Origin of the sequence: Enterobacter sp. Ap-867 (assembly GCF_011752855.1) — a bacterium.
Classification (GTDB): domain Bacteria; phylum Pseudomonadota; class Gammaproteobacteria; order Enterobacterales; family Enterobacteriaceae; genus Cedecea.
This window is the reverse complement of record NZ_VWWS01000001.1, coordinates 25,734-41,587: the sequence shown is the minus strand read 5'-3', so window position 1 is coordinate 41,587 and position 15,854 is coordinate 25,734. Positions and strand designations below refer to the sequence as shown.

General features: G+C 54.6%; 23 protein-coding genes. 2 read left to right on the top strand and 21 right to left on the bottom strand.

Annotation, left to right across the window (positions count from 1 at the left end):
- Positions 1-83 precede the first annotated feature (83 nt).
- Positions 84-722 (bottom strand): phosphatidylglycerophosphatase C, encoded by a 639-nt coding sequence (gene yfhb, locus F3J26_RS00250; protein ID WP_166990421.1) that lies wholly within the window; start codon positions 720-722, stop codon positions 84-86.
- A gap of 207 nt (positions 723-929) precedes the next feature.
- Between yfhb and F3J26_RS00245 the strand changes: the two genes are divergently transcribed.
- On the top strand, positions 930-1,778 hold the full coding sequence (locus F3J26_RS00245; protein WP_166990418.1) for a MurR/RpiR family transcriptional regulator: 849 nt from the start codon (positions 930-932) through the stop codon (positions 1,776-1,778).
- Here the strand turns inward: F3J26_RS00245 and F3J26_RS00240 are convergent.
- Positions 1,775-2,332, bottom strand: coding sequence for a recombinase family protein (locus F3J26_RS00240; protein ID WP_166990415.1), 558 nt, complete (start codon positions 2,330-2,332; stop codon positions 1,775-1,777). The genes F3J26_RS00245 and F3J26_RS00240 overlap by 4 nt on opposite strands.
- Before the next feature lie 47 nt (positions 2,333-2,379).
- Between F3J26_RS00240 and F3J26_RS22565 the strand changes: the two genes are divergently transcribed.
- Entirely contained in the window at positions 2,380-2,775 is a 396-nt protein-coding gene (locus tag F3J26_RS22565; RefSeq protein WP_205246332.1) for a gp53-like domain-containing protein, read from the top strand.
- A gap of 79 nt (positions 2,776-2,854) precedes the next feature.
- On the opposite strand, the gene F3J26_RS00230 is transcribed toward F3J26_RS22565, so the two are convergent.
- From F3J26_RS00230 to F3J26_RS00140, 19 genes are read right to left on the bottom strand one after another with little or no spacing between them, the layout of a single operon-like run.
- Positions 2,855-3,454 carry a tail fiber assembly protein gene (locus F3J26_RS00230; RefSeq protein WP_166990412.1) on the bottom strand — a complete coding sequence of 200 codons (600 nt, stop codon included), beginning with the start codon at positions 3,452-3,454 and terminating at the stop codon, positions 2,855-2,857.
- Positions 3,454-4,257 (bottom strand): tail fiber protein, encoded by an 804-nt coding sequence (locus F3J26_RS00225; protein WP_166990410.1) that lies wholly within the window; start codon positions 4,255-4,257, stop codon positions 3,454-3,456. The genes F3J26_RS00230 and F3J26_RS00225 overlap by 1 nt, the downstream gene beginning before the upstream one ends.
- Complete coding sequence (locus tag F3J26_RS00220) at positions 4,257-4,937, bottom strand: DUF2612 domain-containing protein (protein WP_166990408.1); 681 nt, start codon at positions 4,935-4,937, stop codon at positions 4,257-4,259. Before F3J26_RS00220 ends, F3J26_RS00225 begins: the two co-directional genes overlap by 1 nt.
- Entirely contained in the window at positions 4,934-6,133 is a 1,200-nt protein-coding gene (locus F3J26_RS00215) for a baseplate J/gp47 family protein (RefSeq protein WP_166990406.1), read from the bottom strand. The genes F3J26_RS00220 and F3J26_RS00215 overlap by 4 nt, the downstream gene beginning before the upstream one ends.
- Positions 6,134-6,484: a contractile injection system sheath initiator gene (locus F3J26_RS00210; RefSeq protein ID WP_166990404.1), complete on the bottom strand. Its 351-nt coding sequence runs from the start codon at positions 6,482-6,484 to the stop codon at positions 6,134-6,136.
- Entirely contained in the window at positions 6,481-7,164 is a 684-nt protein-coding gene (locus F3J26_RS00205; protein ID WP_166990401.1) for a Gp138 family membrane-puncturing spike protein, read from the bottom strand. The genes F3J26_RS00210 and F3J26_RS00205 overlap by 4 nt, the downstream gene beginning before the upstream one ends.
- Before the next feature lie 44 nt (positions 7,165-7,208).
- On the bottom strand, positions 7,209-8,210 hold the full coding sequence (locus F3J26_RS00200; RefSeq protein WP_166990399.1) for a hypothetical protein: 1,002 nt from the start codon (positions 8,208-8,210) through the stop codon (positions 7,209-7,211).
- A gap of 11 nt (positions 8,211-8,221) precedes the next feature.
- A complete protein-coding gene (locus tag F3J26_RS00195; RefSeq protein ID WP_166990396.1) occupies positions 8,222-8,530 on the bottom strand; it encodes a phage baseplate plug family protein in 309 nt (102 codons plus the stop codon).
- 9 nt (positions 8,531-8,539) lie between these two features.
- A complete protein-coding gene (locus F3J26_RS00190) occupies positions 8,540-9,118 on the bottom strand; it encodes a phage baseplate protein (RefSeq protein ID WP_166990394.1) in 579 nt (192 codons plus the stop codon).
- On the bottom strand, positions 9,118-10,869 hold the full coding sequence (locus F3J26_RS00185; protein ID WP_166990391.1) for a phage tail tape measure protein: 1,752 nt from the start codon (positions 10,867-10,869) through the stop codon (positions 9,118-9,120). Before F3J26_RS00185 ends, F3J26_RS00190 begins: the two co-directional genes overlap by 1 nt.
- Positions 10,859-11,035, bottom strand: a complete 177-nt coding sequence (locus F3J26_RS00180) for a DUF6889 family protein (RefSeq protein ID WP_071530505.1) — start codon at positions 11,033-11,035, stop codon at positions 10,859-10,861. The genes F3J26_RS00185 and F3J26_RS00180 overlap by 11 nt, the downstream gene beginning before the upstream one ends.
- 11 nt (positions 11,036-11,046) lie before the next feature.
- Complete coding sequence (locus F3J26_RS00175; protein ID WP_166990389.1) at positions 11,047-11,460, bottom strand: phage tail assembly chaperone; 414 nt, start codon at positions 11,458-11,460, stop codon at positions 11,047-11,049.
- Positions 11,461-11,463: 3 nt separating this feature from the next.
- Positions 11,464-11,904, bottom strand: a complete 441-nt coding sequence (locus tag F3J26_RS00170) for a phage structural protein (RefSeq protein WP_085541535.1) — start codon at positions 11,902-11,904, stop codon at positions 11,464-11,466.
- 10 nt (positions 11,905-11,914) lie between these two features.
- Complete coding sequence (locus tag F3J26_RS00165) at positions 11,915-13,054, bottom strand: DUF3383 domain-containing protein (protein ID WP_166990387.1); 1,140 nt, start codon at positions 13,052-13,054, stop codon at positions 11,915-11,917.
- Positions 13,055-13,057: 3 nt separating this feature from the next.
- A complete protein-coding gene (locus F3J26_RS00160) occupies positions 13,058-13,597 on the bottom strand; it encodes a phage neck terminator protein (protein WP_166990384.1) in 540 nt (179 codons plus the stop codon).
- A 45-nt stretch (positions 13,598-13,642) separates the two neighbouring features.
- Positions 13,643-14,521 carry an esterase/lipase family protein gene (locus F3J26_RS00155; protein ID WP_008459483.1) on the bottom strand — a complete coding sequence of 293 codons (879 nt, stop codon included), beginning with the start codon at positions 14,519-14,521 and terminating at the stop codon, positions 13,643-13,645.
- A 50-nt stretch (positions 14,522-14,571) separates the two neighbouring features.
- Positions 14,572-15,024, bottom strand: coding sequence for a lysis system i-spanin subunit Rz (locus F3J26_RS00150; protein WP_166990382.1), 453 nt, complete (start codon positions 15,022-15,024; stop codon positions 14,572-14,574).
- Positions 15,021-15,512 (bottom strand): lysozyme, encoded by a 492-nt coding sequence (locus F3J26_RS00145; protein WP_034809540.1) that lies wholly within the window; start codon positions 15,510-15,512, stop codon positions 15,021-15,023. Before F3J26_RS00145 ends, F3J26_RS00150 begins: the two co-directional genes overlap by 4 nt.
- A complete protein-coding gene (locus F3J26_RS00140; protein WP_045783586.1) occupies positions 15,512-15,811 on the bottom strand; it encodes a hypothetical protein in 300 nt (99 codons plus the stop codon). The genes F3J26_RS00145 and F3J26_RS00140 overlap by 1 nt, the downstream gene beginning before the upstream one ends.
- Positions 15,812-15,854: the final 43 nt, after the last annotated feature.

Here is a 15,854-nt window from a genome sequence, read left to right as displayed (position 1 = left end):
GTAAATTCTGTGTCTGACACAATGCTCTCCGCGGCAAAAGTGGGCGGCGCATTATACACACCGCTTAACGGATTCAAAACGCCTCACTCAAGCTGCTGCAGTTCCCCCTGAGGCGTGACGCGCCAGCGGTGCTCGCAGAAATAGAGTAAGGGATTATCCTGATGGCTGTCGCTGTAGCCGCTGTAAAGCCGCAGCGGCGCGCCAAGATGCTGCTCCAGCTGAACCACTTTCTCATGGCCCAGACAGCGCAGGGTCAATATCCAGCCGCCGTGAGCCCGTGCAATCTGGCTGGCAATCACTTTGACCTCCGGCAGCCACGGCGTATCAAAATAGACTTTTTCTACCAGCGGCTGCGGTGAACCGGTAATCAACCAGACGTCGGCATCCGGGCTGTGCAGATAATCCGTGAGGCGCTGCTGGACGACGGGAAATGCCCTCACCTTCTGCCGGAACCAGGCGACAAACTCGCTTTGTAGCCGCTGAAGCCGGGCCTCGCTGCGCCCAAACGTGATGCCCCATAACAGCAGGCTCATCGGCTGGCGGGCCGCGCTGCCTTTGATCAGCATCATGCCGCCAATCAGCGGCAGCAACATAATAACCAACGGCACGTTCAGCGGCAGGCGGCGCAGGAGATAAAACAGGAAGCTGCCGAACATGTCCTGCTGATGCAGGGTGCCATCCAGGTCAAAAAAGACGACGCGGCGCGGGTGATGGGTTGTCAATTCAGGCTCCTTTTGGACTCGCGTTCACGAAACAACGCCAGCTAAAGCCTAACAGATAGCCCCGCGATTTTCCGCGTGCCTTACTGGCTGGCAGGTTGAACACAACAGAATATTTAATTCGGCAACATTGCTCTATAATGGAATTTATAATTCGCTCAGATGCTTACCAGAGCAAGTCGTTATCAGAAGTGCCGCCCCGGAGGTGAAATGAACTGTTTACTGCGCATTCGAAGCCGTTACGCCATGCTGGCCCAGAGTGACCGCAAGCTGGCCGACTTTTTGCTCGCTGAGCCCGATCGCGCACGCCACCTCAGTTCACAGCAGCTGGCGGAAGAAGCCGGTGTCAGCCAGTCCAGCGTCGTAAAATTCGCGCAGAAACTGGGGTTCAAAGGCTTCCCGGCAATGAAACTGGCGATCAGCGAAGCGCTGGCGAGCGGTCAAAATCCTAACTCTGTCCCGGTTCATAACCAAATTTTAGGTGACGATCCGCTGAGGCTTGTTGGGGAAAAATTGATTAAAGAGAATATCGCGGCGATGCACGCCACGCTGGATATTAATGCGGAAGATAAATTGCTGGCGAGCGTTTCGCTGCTGCGCAATGCGCGGCGCGTGCTGCTCGTGGGAATAGGCGCCTCTGGCCTGGTGGCGAAGAATTTCTCGTGGAAGTTGATGAAGATTGGTATTCACGCTGTCGCCGAGCAGGATATGCATGCCCTGCTGGCAACCGTGCAGGCGATGACGCCGGAAGACGTGCTGCTCGCTATTTCATACTCGGGCGAGCGCCGTGAGATCAATCTGGCCGCCGATGAAGCGCTGAACACCGGCGCGAAAATCCTCGCGATTACCGGCTTCACGCCTAACGCCCTGCAGCAGCGCGCCAGCCTGTGCCTGTATACCATCGCGGAAGAACAGGCCACGCGCAGCGCCGCAATTTCCTCAACCAGCGCCCAGATGATGTTGACCGATCTACTGTTTATGGCCCTGGTTCAACAGGACCTGGAAAACGCGCCGGAGCGGATCCGCCAGAGTGAGGCGCTGGTGAAAAAGCTGGTTTAGGTTTTCGCATTTGCCGGAAATTTTTTATACAGCGTAGAGACGCCGACATCGTAAATAATCGCCACCTGCTGCCTTGTTTCTCCGGCAGCAATTAGCCTCCCGGCCTGCGCCCATTGCGTTGCCGAGAGTTTAGGCCGACGCCCGCCAATTCGCCCTTCAGCTCTGGCCGCCGCCAGTCCAGCCCGGGTTCTTTCGACGATAAGCTCACGTTCCATCTCGGCCAAAGCGCCCATCACGTGAAAGAAAAATCGCCCCATCGGCGTGGAGGTATCGATGCTGTCCGTCAGGCTACGGAAGTTAATCCCGCGCGAACGCAGTTCCTCAATCAGCGAAACAAGGTGACGCATGCTGCGCCCAAGCCGGTCCAGCTTCCAGACGACCAACGTGTCGCCTTCGCTCAGCGTTCTGAGCACTTTTTTTAACCCCGGCCTGTCCGCCGTTTTACCGCTGATTTTATCCTCAAAAATCAGCTCACATCCTGCACACTCCAGCGCATTTTTCTGCAGCGCAGTATTTTGGTCATTTGTTGACACCCTGACATAGCCTACCAGCATGACGTTTTGCCTCACAAAAGGCTGAGAGCATGCCACGGCGCGGCAGGATGTGCATTTTCTTAAAGGTTGGTTTGGGGGAGGCGGCGAAACGGGGAGTAGGGACGGGAGCGAGCCAGATACCTGATGCGAATGACTTCAGGCGAGATTTAAAATCAACCGGCTATCAGTTCTTGCCGGGTGGGTTATTAATACAGTGGGGTGCAAGTGGTCCCGATCTAAACACTGGCACCGCAACAATAAATTATTCTGTGCCATTTTCCCAACGACCATTTTTCATCGGTTTTGGGTATCGCCAATCATCCTTACCAACAGTAATTCAATCTATCATTGTCAATGATCTAATTAATAATAATAACGGGTTTCAAGCTCGCTGCCTTCAGTATGATGGCACAGGATTGGTTAATGGACAGAGTGCATTTAATTGGTTTGCAGTAGGCATTTAATCTCCATAAATATATAATTCATTAATGATATAAGGTGTGTTTTTTATCGGCACAACAAATCATTGTGCCGAATAATAGTTTACACGACTGTCCTCTGAGGCCATTCAATGTCAGGCGCGGTGGAGGTATCTATCGCTTTCACCGCTTTTATATATTCCATCCATGCAATAAGTTTTTCTTTGTCAGTATCGTTGATAATACCGAGAGTGAGTTCAGTTCGCCAGTCAGCAGTGATATTGCTTGCATCACTTAGCAGGGTTCGCCGTTTTAGTTCTGCATCAGAAATATCGTCTTTTTTCTTTGCTTCAATGTCCGTCACCCATTTTTCGCCATCCCATTTATCATAGGCTGTTGCAGGGGCGATTGTCGTTGTGTCCGATGGGTAGTCACCTGGCGTTGAAATAGTGATTCTCTCACCAGTTAGCTTGCTATAAACTGTGTCTCCTCTATGGTCCGTAATATATACCCAATCCGTTAGCTCTACGTTTCGACAAATGGTGAAACCATCTTTGCTTTCACCAGGTTCATCGGTACATGAGCTTGCAGGAATACCTACACCAACTGGCAGAAACTCAACTGAAGTGGAAGTATACTCGCGTGTCTCTCCATCGTAGTTAAACACCGTTATATCACCGGCTACTGTAGCAATATAATCATTATTTAATTTCGCCTTCGCCATTATGCAGCCCTCACGATGTAGTTAAATGCGATATTGCGAGGACGGGCTGAAACATAAGCCCACCATTCGTAACGTTGAGAATTTGTCGTATTACTTATCCAGGTTTTTCCTTTTATTTTTTCCCATTGTACTGTAGTCATTGTATCGCCGAAACCATAGGCGGGTGACCCGATGGAGCTTATATCCCCCGTGTCATTGTCATCAAAGCCTGAAATAATAGTGCCCTCCTGAAATGACAACAGCCCGCGGTTGCCATCAATCCCTCTCCCATCATCCCAACCACGAATAAACTCCCCACGTAAATCAGGCAATACAAGCGCGGGATATACCTGTGCAAGTTTTGGATATTGAGCCGCTGAAAACGCTGCGCCATTGCATTTCAACCATCCTGCCGGTGCTACAGACAACGCCCACGGAACAGGCACACCAACCGGCAAAGCCGATCCTTCCCCCAAACCAAGGTTTGCGAGAGCCGTAGAAACCGCCCCGGCACCGTCGGCCTTAATATCCGCAAACGGATTCTGGCGGCTGAGATATTGGTTACCAAAACCTGAAGTAAGCTTCGCCAGGAAGGCAGCGATATCACCGTCGTCCAGCACGTCCTGCCCGCTTTTATCGCTCACGAACTGGGCCAGCGCAGCGGCAATAAATGACGTCTGGCGCAGCGCTTTGTTCACCTGAGCGCTGCTGGCTTTACCGCTGGCAAAGCCGCTTAACAGCGCGGGCAAATTTTCCCATTCATTTTGCGGCGTGACGTTGGCGTCAGGCCTGGTTGCAAAAGGTTTAAACTGATTTGTAGCCATTAAAGTTTCCTCTCCCATGCGCCGTCGTCAAAACCGGCGATATAGTGATTGTTGATATCAAACCCAAAGAATTTGCCGCCCTGCGACGGCGCTTCTACCGAAGGCGTCTGAATGTCTCCGGCCCAAACGCCGGCGGCTTTCACCGTCAGGTAGCCCTGTTTGATGGCCGCGAGAAGCTCGAGGGACACGTCAGCAATGTCCGTTTCCGGCAGCACCCAGACAGAAATGGTCATGTCCTGGTTGTCGACGATTTGCATTCGCAGCCCTGCGCCTGCCGTGGCGGCGTCCAGAATCGCGGGCAGCGTGTCGTTCTGCCCGTCCCAGTTGTTCATCGCGATTTTTGCCTTGAGGATGATGCGGTAGGTTTCATCGCTCAGTGAGGTGTAGCCTGCATCGGGATCGTAAGGTCCCTGCCACACGCCCTGGTCATAACCCAGCCCGTCGGTGTCCCAGCTAAAATAGACGCCGGAAATAGGCTGACTAACGATGCGGCTTCGCCCAATCCACTGCCCCAGCGCATCAAGCTGAACCCCAACCGCAGTGTCGATATCAAACGCATCGATCAGGCTTTCGGTGGTCATTGCGGTCTCAGTGAAAGGACGGGTACTCAGATCCACGTGGGCAAAAAACAGGGGCTTGCTGGCGTGGTAGCTGGTGATGCGCCCGGTATATTTACTCATGAGCTCACCGTGATATTGATGTTGTCCACGCTGCAGGAGGCAGCTTCGCTGTAGCCGATATTGACGTTAGCCGCCGCGACCGCAGAGGTAGATTTACCGATCAGCAAGTCGGTGATGTCGTAATAACGCGCTTTCCCGCCGCTGACTACGCCCAGGTTGGCCGGTGAGTAAATGCGGCTCAGCAGCACGCTGTCACCAATCCCCAGCCCGTTGATATAGTCGGCAATCGCCTGCTTCATCTGCTCGCCGATTTGCGACGTATAGCCAGTGAACACTTTCAGCACGATGTCGACGTAAATCGGCACATTGCCGGACCGAGAGAAAGCAATGCTGTGGGGATTGCCGTAGAGATCGGGCACCACAATGGACGTCGAGCCAAAGGTGGCGACGCCCTGGCCTTTTTTGCCCCTGATCGTCTGAGCAATTTCAGTCACATCCCCGCCGTCCACAATCGCAGCGATGGTATGCGGAGGCAGGCCATTGGCGTTGATAGCACCGGTATCATTTTCGTAGAGCTTATGTCGGGTAACGCCTGCAATGTTGGCAATAGCCCCCTCGACCGCCTCGAACGGCGTGAGCGCAGGCAAGGCAACGCTCTGCGACTGCCGGATGCGTAATTCGGCATCGGTTTCCGCAGCAACACCTGGCGTAGCGGCCTGAGGGTTCGTGACCGCAGTCCAGCCGCGCGTTGGGGTGCCCATAATGGTAATAGACCCCGCAGGGGCTACCATTACGCCGCTGCTGGCACAGGTTGCGGTGGCGATGACTGAGCCATCGACGCCTATCGACACCACCTCAGGCAAAAACCACGTCACGCGGCTGTCATCCCTGACGGAACCGTGGGTGATGGTCGTACCGGGAATGCCCGTCAACAGCAGATCGACCGTCGAGAAAGTCGCTGCCCGCCTGACAATACCGTTGATCTTAACGTTGCTAGATAACGCCCGCCCCATTGCCGTCACAGGCGAAAAGCTGTTGTAAGAAGCAATCGCCGCATTGTTAGCGTCATGAATGGCCAGCGCCACCAGCGAGATGAGCTGCCCGTCTTTGCTGTCCGGCTCCAGGTACGCATCGGTGCCGTAGATTTGCCTGAACGCATCCATCAAAGTCCCTAACAGGCTTTGATAATCAGGCGCGGTTATCCCCTGGGCCGTTACCGTTGCCGATAACCCCAGCGTTTCAGAATTGAGGGCCATTTATGCCTCGCTGTTTAAAGTGGTAGAACCGTAAACGGTGTCGATGGTGGCGTTGAAGGTTACGGTGCGTTTTTCAGTGCGCGCAGCGGTGACATCCAGCACGGACTTAACGCCCATGGTCTGGCTGACGCGGTCAATCAGCATTAATACCCAGGTGTCATCCTGCTGTTTGCCAAGAACGGACTGGCGGTAAGGTGTGCCGGTCCGGTTATCCAGAAACCACTCACCCTGCCACAGCTTGAGCCGGGTACTCACCGCCTGAGCCACGCACTCCGGCGAGTTTTCCAGGAAGGTGTTTTCTCCCTGACCAAAGGTGTAATCTCCGTCGCTGCTCTCTCTGCGGTATTTCATACCGGACCTCCCGTGTTCGCACCGCCGGACTGCACGCCGCCGTGGCGGTGCTTCGTCAGGCTTATCCCGCTGGCAGTAACATCTCCGCTCACGGTCACGTTGCCTTTGATATTGACCTCACCGGTCAGGTCAATGCTGGCCGCCGTCGCGGTAAGTTTTCCCGGCGTAGCGAGCGTGATGCTGTGGCTGCTGGGATCCAGCTCAACAAAGGCTTTGCCGTCTTCGCTGCGTAGCTGAACCGCCGAAGTGCTGATGCCGCTGATTTTTTTCGCCTGTGACTGAGGGCCTGGCAGCACGAAGGCATCCGACAACGAGTGCTGACGGGCATCGACCGGCTCCTGAATGCCTCCGCTTTGCCACCAAAAGTCGATGGCGCGATCGGCGAAAATAACCAGGCATTCGTCTCCCGCTTTAAGCGGAAACGTCAGCGAGCACCCTCCGCCATGCGGGAAAACAACCGGCACATCCACCAGCAGCGGATAGGCGACTGAAGCAATTGTGCCATCGCGGCTCGCCTTCGCGCCCCGGATAGCCGGTGCCACTTCACAGGTCACTGATAGCGGATCAAAAGACTGAATGATGCCGGGTAACGCGACCCGAAGATCGTTGCTTAATGCGGCCCGGCTGGCCGCAAGCGTATCGGCCAGCTCACCGCTGAGAGCCGAAGTCGTCAGAGCCATGATTCCTCCAGGGATAAAAAAACCCGCAAAGGCGGGTCTGGCTTTTATTTATTAGAGGCGGAATGTTTTTTCCACGCCTCTTCCACATCATTAACTTGCTGGCCTGCCGGGAAGCACATCATGGTCATATACCATTGATCCCCACGGGTATCCCCGTTGTAGGTAATGCCATAAATGTCGTACACGCCGTCCGGCGAGGGGCGAATATAGTCATCCTTAGCAAGCAGCTCAGGCTTATAGAGCGTGTTTTGATCTAACTGCACCTGACCGTGGAGCAGGATTGTGGGATTAATCAGGCATTTCAGGGTTACGCCAGCATTGGTTGATGTTTGCGGCCGTCCAATCAGGCCACTCTGGCTGTTAAGACTCACCGGCGGGTGTGCTTTTTCAGTCGCGTTGAAATAGTCCAGTCTGTCATTCGACAACTTCCAGGTGGCCTTGCACAGCTTTCCGATTTGATCGAGATAACTGCTGACCTTGCCGTGGAAGGTATACCCTCTGGGAAACTTTGTTTCGGGAAAAGGCGGCAACCTGCCGGGCAGAATGCCAAAAGGTTTCAGTGCGCCAGCTGCAAGTTGATACATGTCATATACCGTGTAGCCTTTAGCAAGCGTGGCGCTAAGCACGGCAGACATTAGCGCCTCATGGCCATCAATGGCCTGAATTAAAATCCAGTCATCAGGGGTATCCTCTCGCCCCGTCATCCAGATGCGAATGTCGCCGCTGAAGATCACCCCAAAGTTCATGCCGTCTCGCGGCCCCCACTCGGCAGGCTCGACAATCCTGACTTTTCCCACTTCACTGCGGCTTACCACCGGTTCTAATCCGTTGTAGCCCGCAATCAGCCGGATTTTGCTGTACTCCTTTTGTGCAATACGATTCAGGCTATCCGGCGAGAGGTTGTAGATTTTTACCTCGGCCGTTTTGGCTGAACTGCCGGCATGCCAGTCGATTTTAAACGTCACTTTAAAATCAGAAAGTGCAATACCGCTGCCGTCTTGCCTGAGAAGCTGAAGCTCAAAGTGGCGGGACCAGTTATCACTCATCTCCCCCCTCCTTAATCTGCCGTCACAAAGTAAAGGTGACTGCCGTTTCCAAGGTTAGTTTTACTTGGGTAGTCCTGAGTTTCATCATCACAGCCAACCCAGAGCCCTCCGCCAAAACCAAGCCAGGCGTACGGAGCCAACAAATCGGCGCCGCTCACCAGCGGGATCCCATTCACGATGGGCCGATCATCGATATCGAGAATATCCAGGATCCAGCCAGCGGCATCCCGATAAAGCAGCCGCATGCGCAGGGTCAGCCCGGCTAGTTGGATCGTAAAGATTTGGTTATCCGCGCTGAGGGGAATTTCTGCAATTGACATTCTCTCTCCTCATTTTGATTTCGGCTGAAGCGGCGTGATTTTTGCCGATCCCATCGGGGAGGTAACCACTTTCTCGCCTTTGTTACCGACGGAAGCCGTCGTTACCCCTTCATCCATCGCCGTTTTAGGCGGCGCAGGGCGTGCTTCCGTGGCCGTCAGCAATACTTCGGTCAACACCAGTTTGCAGCCAAGAATGTTTTCCGATTTGACGCCGGTCGTCACCGTCAACGTTTTGATCAGCATATTGTCGTAGGAGCGGCGGCGGGTGATGACCCTAAAGGGTTCTGCTTTGGTCTGTAGATCAAGCAGTTGTTGGTAAATTTGCGCCGGACTGGAGCCTGTGTTTAGCCAGGAACCGAACGCGGTCGTATTGACAAAATCAACCAGTGAACCACCGGCTTTAAAGAAGCAATCAATCGTTAACTCACCGGGCTCTGCCCAGGCATGGTCGCTGATATTCGGGCCAAACTCGACGGGATGAGAAGCAATTTTCAGCGTGTCCGTGTGGAGTTCGTTGACCACCACATCCGGCACCAGAAAACCGGAGAAGCTCGTGCGTGGCTGAAAGTAAGCACCAAAAATATCCATTAGCTCATCCTCCTGTCATACTGCTGCGCCAGCTGAGAATGAACATTGAACAAGCGCTGAGATGTCTCGGTCGCCGCCAGACGAGGTTCAGAGACGCCATTCACGACGATATGGGTATTACTGTTAATCGTGGGTGAATGCGTAGTGCTGTTGTTCGCCGTGGAGAAATCTCCTGAAGTCGCCAGGCGTTCATTGTTGGCCCCCCACGCCGGAAGCAACATTGAGACAGGATCGGGTTGACTGAGATTATTGACAGCATTGGATAACTTTCCGCCAGAGCCCTTTTCTTCATCTCCAGCAAGCCAGCCCTGGAATGTGTGCCATCCCTTAGAGAGCTTCTCTTTAATAATGCCTGCTGCGCCATCCGCAATTTTGGTCGCCGGCGTCTGGAACAGACCGTTTGCTACCAATGACTTTCCGATATTGGCTGCTTCTGCCCAGTTCCCCTCTTTTAGCGCATTGATCAGACTCCCAATCAGCCTTAGCGTGGCGCCTAACTGATTAAAGTTGTCCAGAAGCCCCTTAAAGATGGTGCTGATAGACCACTTGCTAAAATCGATGCCCAACAGGCTGCCAATATCAACAATAAGATCTTTGATGGTTTTCGCGAGGCTACCGATCGTGTCCGCAGCCGTTTCAATAACCGGTCCCCACTCTCCCCAGTCAATAAAGCTCTCTTCCCCAGCTTTCCATTTCTGGTAGTCGTTATAAAGCAGGCCAATGGCCGCAGCCAGCGAGAGGATAATCCCGACAGGGGAAGCGAGAAATGCGCTGTTCAGAACCAGCCAGGCCGCGGTAAGCCCCGCTAAACCACCGATTAGCCCCTGAGAACCTTCGTCAAGGCGATCCCACCAGGCCATCACGTCGGTAACCCAGTCGATGGTGCCGCTCAGTGCATCAACGAAAATGTCAGCAAACTGTTCAACGACGGCGCCAATTTTGTCCAACACGCGTTCAATTTGTGGCGCTTTAACCAGCATTTTTTCGGCCAGTCTCTCAACGGGCTCAGCCAATTTTTCGGCCAGATCGCCACCTGATTTTGCTACTAACAAATCAAACACGGAGTCCGCTTTACGCCAGGACTGCATAAATTTTTCGGACTGGTCGGCGCTTTGCTCTGCGCTTCCGCCTATGCGGAGGGACAAGTCCTGATACTCTTCGGCAAACTGGCCTAATCCGCGCTGCATCGCATGCAGCGTGTCGTCATCAATCCCCAGATTCAATGCATAGAAATCGGCGCTGTCTCTGTTCACTGTGCCCAAAGAACGGGCAACCTGCGTGAAAATATCGGCGTTATCCCGCTTTAAGCCAGCGTCATCATGCGTTTTTACGCCGAGACTTTTCAACAGGCTCTCGTGCAGCGAGTCACCGTTCACATACTCACTGACGCTTTTAATCGACTTTTGCAGCGCACCAATGTCCGCCCCTGACTGACTGGCACCGTATTGCAGTGCCTTGTAAGCCTCTAAATCGGCGTTCAGAGATTGAGCTGCCTGTGCATCCTTCTCGATGCCAGACAGCCGCTTTTCAAACCAGGATCCCGCTTTAGTTAGCGGAGACAGCACCTGATTACTGAAGTTTTCGAAACTTTTAGCCAGTTTTTCAAAATCAACTTTTGCCGCCTCTTCTTTTCCCTTTTTCAGCGTTTTATCCAGTTCCCCAAAAGCGGCGTTGATTCGCGAGCTAAGGTCTTCTTGATAAAAAAAATCTGGGATCGGGACGTAAGGAACAAGCTGTGTGCTAGCGCTCATTTTCCTCTCTCCAGCGTGTGATACAGGCCTTATTCTCGGCCTGCATCTCAAGGTAATCATTCATCAGCGCAATGTCGTTGAGATCCACCGCGCCGCTTTTCAGATCCAGCCAGCTGAGGCCGAAGACCTCCGCCGGGCGAAGAATGTAATCTTCCCCACCCGGCAACGTCTCCAGCCTCAGGCCGCTGGCGGGGCCGGGTTTTCGCTCCCGGGGAGTTCTTGCAAAAAATTTCCCAGCGAGTCGGCCACCACCCGGGCCACCAGCTGCAGCAGCGTCATCAGGTCGATATCGTCAAAAGACAATGCGCCCTGACTAAAGACCGGCACCCAGCCCTTCATGTGTTCGCGCGTCACGACCGAGAGGCACGGATACAGAATGGTGTTGCAATCTTCCTCGCTGAGGTCGGCAAGGGTGCGGGCAATTTTTGGCAGCACGGTTTCGAGGGCGTTTCCGCCCTCCTTACCCTGCAAGCTGCGAAAATCACCCACAACGCCTGCCAGAACCGGCAGCAGCTTCCGAGCAACGCTAAGCTGCTCGAAAACGCCGAGCTTGCGAATGCGGTAGTTCACCGCTTTCAGGGTAATTTCCATGGCTTAGAACTCCCCAAGCAGCTGATCGATTTTGCCGCAGTCAAACTTCCAGTCCATGGTGCCCGCCTCTTTGCCATTGGCATTGGCCGGTAGCTGTGAAAATGCCACGTCACGAGCGGTGACCAAATCGCCGGAGGAAGTGTTGCGCACGACAATGGTGTTCTTACCCCACAATGCCGAGGAGAGCGTTTGGGCGTTGTAAGCCAGCATCAGCTTTTTGTTCACCGGGGAGGTTTTCATCAAGGTCACGGTGATCGAACCGTTTTTAGCCGGAGAGAGGTTATGCATCACCTCACCGTCTATGCCGACGGTCATCGTGTTTTTTGTGCCAGCCATTTCCACTTTGATCCCGGCATCACCGTTCGCACTGCCCGCGCCCAAATCAATCACGCCGGTTGGCCCCACAAGAGAAGCCGTCACATCCATAAAAGAATAAGTACCCATTTAAATCTCCTTAACGAACAACATTGATTTCGACGTCAGCGAAGTGCACGGCACCCGCCAGTTTGCAGGCCACCTGAATCACTGGCGCCTTACGCGCCTCGCGGTCTGACTGCGCCTGAGTCGCTACAGCTGGGGCGTAAACGTAGTAGCCTTTGGTCAGCGTGTCGCCGGAGGCCAGTTGGCCAATATCGGCGCCATTCCAGACACCCGGTGCGACCAGGCCATTGGTGACCGCCTGCGCCATGGAGTGCTCAACGTTGCTCAGCAGACGGGTAACACCGGCATCGGTTTGCGGGATTTTGGTGGTGCTGGTGTAAAGCAGGTTATAGAGGTTGGTCTGCACATAGTTTTGCAGCCAGTCCAGGCCGTGGCGCTCATCGATGAAGCTGCCGTTGCTCATTACGCCTTCCTGAATAATGGCGGTGTCGTTGTTGTAATTCACAAAGACGTTGGCGTTTTTCGCGGAAAGAGCATTGATTTGCGTTTGGGTCAGCGTTTCTGCGGTAATCCCTGGTTCCTGCTTGAATTTCAGGGTAATGGTGGTGTTATTGCCGTTGAAGTTAACGGTAAACGCGCGGCCAAACAGGGAGGCTGCCGCAAACGGCGTGACGCTGGAGTACTGACCAAAAGTGCGGGCGAACTTAGCCGCTTTCAGCTTGCTGAAGACATCGGTGCTGTCGTTAGCATCCAACACTTTAGCGCTGGCGGAAGTATGACCAAAGATACGGGAAACGCCGTCGCCTTCAATAACCGCCGCCACGGCCAGCACGCCTTCATCGGTAAGGGTATCGTCGGCAATTACCAGACCATACCAGTCGGTCGAGTGCGCACTCAGCGCGGAGACGCATTCGGCGATGGTTTCTCCGGCTTTGCCCTCGCCGCCTTCTTTAACCCAGCGCCCGATATACAGGTCAGCAGGCTGCGGGGACTGCTGGTAGTAGAGGCTGGCGGCTTTGTATTCCGGCGCTTCCAGACCAAAATCGGCGGCTACGCCGCTCAGGCTGGAATAAGCACGCATACGCTCTTTGGCATCAATAACGTTGCTCGCGCCTACGACCAGCAGCGCACCATAGTTACGGGACTGCGCCGCACGCGGCGCCATATTCACTGTCACGCTGACAATGTTAGATACAGGTAAACCCTGTGACATAGCTTACTCTCCAATGATTTTTACTGCGGATGAAAGGATGGAACGAATACCGTAGCGCCGGGCAATACTGCGCTTGAGCGCCACGGTGAGGGTGTAGCGGCGTAGCCACTGGTTATTGATAAATTCAGGGTCCGGCGTAATGTCGCCGCACTGCAAAAACGTCAGGCCCAGTCGGTTAAGCTCGGCGTTGTTTTGCGGCACGTTCAGGCCATCACGAAAAAGCGCGGCAATGGCCTGAGCGCCGGGGCCATAAAAGCCACAGGTCACGTCCACGGACTCGGTGCTCTGAAGTACGCTTTGATCGCTGTCCTGTGAGTGGAAGAAAGACGCTTCCGCCTGCTTCACGTTGGTAAAAAAGTCACACCAGGTAATGCCGGCCTCAGGCGTGGCAGGTGGCGGGTCGCTCCACTTCGCCATCACCATTTCCGGCGGCAGGCCTGATACGCCGACAATCCAGCCGGTAAGATCGACATCAAGTGCATCGTCGTAGTGTGGCGATGCCCCCATCGGCGTCAGAAAGCCCGGACGCGTGGTGTCATTCATTGATTTCTCCAAAGAAAAACCGCCCGAAGGCGGTTCAGATAAGGCTTACAGCCCTTTGGCCTGCAGACGAGCCACGTGATCGACGTACAGCTTGACCGGGTCGCTGTTGCTGGCCACCACGCCGGCAAGCTGGTTGATGGCATCGACGTGATCCATCGAATAGTCGGAGCCAATCACCTTGCCCAGATGGCTGCTGTAACGGCCAACCAGGCCATCGTTCTGGAAACGTTCGTTGGTGAACAGGATGGAAAACGCCAGCATGGCGACGTGCAGCGGATCCAGGTTGTTCGCGCCCTGATTCAGCGGGTTGTAGTCGATAATCCCGCTCCACGAGTAGTAGTAGACGCCGTTATCCAGCTCTTTGCCCTGGCCGCCCCACTGCGCAGGCAGTCCCTGCGGATACTTCTTGTTAAAGGCGGCAACGCCTTCGCTGGTCAACGCATCCAGAGCATCCACGCCGGATTGAGGCAGACGAGGTGCCCCCGCCAGGGCGGAAAGCAGCTGGCCGAAAGCCGACAGGGCAGCATTGGCGATAGACTCTGGCAGGCGGCCAGGCTTCAGCGCCAGACGAACAAGGTCTGCCACTTCGGAGCCATGGTTAACGCCGTTCACGGAGGTTACCGAGGCAATAAGTTCAGGGTGGGTCGCCGCAGCGTAACGACAGGCCAAAGGCCCCTGACTGTGGCCAATCAGGTTAACTTTTGCCGCACCCGTTTCGGCCAGGACTTTACGGATAAATTCCAGCAGCTGCTCGCCGCGCATTTCATTGCTGTTCAATGCGGAAATCGTGGCGATGTAGACCTTCGCCCCGGCTTTCTCCAGCGCCTCTTTGATGCCGTAGAAATAGGGGTAGATCCCGCCAATTTTGTCGAAACCGAACAGACCGTGGACCAGAACAATCGGGTACTTCAGGGATGTAGACATAGGAATGACCTCTTTGACGTAGGAATAAAAAAGCCTCGAAAATTCGAGGCTTAGTTCAGGCACTGATTGCGGATGTACTCCTGCAGCCCCGCCAGCTGCTTGTTGCTCGTTTCTATTCGCTCCCGGAGACGGAAATAATCCCGTTGAGCGGCGTCAGTAAGTCCGGGGGCGGCTCCATCATCCAGCCTGGCGGTGGCGGTGGTGCCAGGCACTGCTTTGCAGGTGGCGCTGACGCGCAGCCGCTGAGTACCAGCAGCCACATCACGCTGCAGGTTTTCAATGGTGAGCCGGGCATGGGTTAACTCCTCGCTATAGTGAGCATCCAGCTCGGCTACCGCCTGCTGGCGCCGGACAAGGTTTTGCAGCTCATTTTTTTGCTGAGCCAGCTGCTCCAGTGCTAACTCTGCCCTTTGTTTTTGCACGGCATAGCGTTGGTGAAACCACCAGCTGCTGGCAACGAGCAGCGTAAAGGCCGCCAGCACAAGTGAGGTCAGCGGCTTCATTCTTCCGGCTCCGGCCAGGTACAAAGCTGGTACTCCACCTCGCGGCGATTGATAAGCCCCTGCCACTGCTTCCCACCCGCCCAGATCCATTTTTTCAGCCCAGCGCAGGCCTGTTTGTACTCGCCAGCGTTTAACATCCTGAGCACGGAAGAGCGCAGAAAAGCGGCTGTGCCAACGTTGTAGGTAAAGCTAATCAAAGCTGCTCGTTGGTACTCACTAACCGGGACGGTGACGGCCCTTGAGACCGCCTGAGCCGCTGGGCCGAGATCCTGGTCAAGCCAGCGCCTGCACTCAGACAGGGTGTATGTTTTGTCGGGAATAATGTCTTTACCGGTATGGCCGTAACAGACGGTCAGCACCCCGGCGACGTCGTAATATGGCGTGTAGCTCACGCCTTCCAGCTCGGGCAGGAGCGTGCCTGCAATCGTCAGCGCACCCGCCCCTGACAATCCGAGTAATGTTTTTCTGAGTCCGGGAGAAAGAGCCACTAGTTACCTGCCTTTTTCAGTACCTCGCTGACTGCCCTGATAATCTCAATCTGCTCGGCTCGGTTTAAAGTTTGCAAGTCATCCACCAGCGTCTGGAGGATGCGGGTGCGCTTTTGATCTTCGAGATGCTGTCGGTGGGCATCCAGCCTGCCGCCCAGCCACGAAGCCAGTGAAATCAGTACGCTAAGCAGTCCGAATATCATGTAGACCATATCCTGTGTCGTGATACCCAGACCGGCGGCAAGCGCCGCCAGCCACGCAAAAGACTGCGTGACCAGATTTGCGGGTTGGTCGTGCATGGAAGAACCTTCGGTTGAGGGGTCGAACTGCCGTTGGGATAAA